The 1,086-nt window shown below is 68.6% G+C and carries 1 protein-coding gene; it reads left to right on the top strand.

All coding sequences use genetic code 11. The features are described from left to right. Positions 1 to 4: 4 nt before the first annotated feature. Positions 5 to 1,086 (top strand): DNA polymerase Y family protein (locus EOA13_RS37230; RefSeq protein WP_245490609.1); only part of this gene is annotated, 1,082 nt, incomplete at its 3' end.

Genomic DNA, 1,086 nt, shown 5'->3' with positions numbered 1-1,086 from the left:
GGGGGTGGGCATGTCGGCGAGCAAGGCCCAAGTCCTCGTGCCGGGGCTGCAGAGCTTCAATCTTGATCCAGCGGGCGACGCCGAGGCTCTCGATAGAATGGCGCTCTGGTCGCTGCGCTACGCGCCAATCGTCGCCGCCGATCCGTCCGATGGCCTCATCATCGACACCACGGGCGCCGACCATCTGCATGGCGGGGAGGACGCGATGCTCGAGGGCCTGGTTTCGCGTATCGCGGCGTCCAGTATCGAGGCCCGGGCGGCCGTTGCCGATTCTTGGGGCGCTGCCCATGCCTGTGCGCGCTTTCTCGCCCGGCCGACCTTCGTCGCGCCCGCCGGCCAAGCCGCCGCGATCGTGCGCGATCTCCCGATCAGCTCTCTGCGTCTTCCGCACGACATTGTCGACGGCCTCCATACGTTGGGTTTCGAACGGGTCGGCGAAGTCGAAGCCGCCCCCCGGGCTGCCCGCACGCTGCGTTTCGGGCCTGAGCTCGGCCGCCGCCTCGACCAGGCCGTGGGCGGGCGCAGCGAACCCTTCGAGCCCATCCGCTCCCCCGAACTGATCGCCGTTCGTCGCGCCTTTGGCGAGCCGATCAGCGCCGCCGAGACGATCGCCCGCTATGCCGGCAAGCTCGTCGTGATGCTCTGCGAGGCGCTCGAGACACGGGGGCTCGGCGCTCGCCGGCTCGACCTGCTGTTCCACCGCGTCGACAACCGCATCGAGGCCATTCGTATCGGCACCGCGGTGCCGGTACGGGACGTCAAACGGTTGACCCGGCTTCTCACCGACCGCATCGAAACTGTCGACCCCGGCTTCGGCATCGAACTGATGACGCTGACCGCAACCCTCGCTGAGCCCTTCGGAGCCAAGCAGATCATCTCTTCGCTGGTCGAGGAGCCGGAGCCGGACATCAGCGATCTCATCGACACGCTCACCAACCGCATCGGCGAGCAACGCCTCTATCGCTTCGCCCCGGTCGAAAGCGACGTTCCCGAACGCTCCATCCGCCGCATCGCCCCGACTGCCCCCGATGATGGGACGAGTTGGCCGGGGGAATGGCCGCGCCCCCCGCGGCTGCTCACCCACCC

The sequence above is a fragment of the Mesorhizobium sp. M7A.F.Ca.US.011.01.1.1 genome, from assembly GCF_003998295.1.
GTDB lineage: Bacteria > Pseudomonadota > Alphaproteobacteria > Rhizobiales > Rhizobiaceae > Mesorhizobium.
The sequence above is the reverse complement of the archived record's forward strand: the minus strand, read 5'-3'. Positions and strand labels throughout refer to the sequence as shown.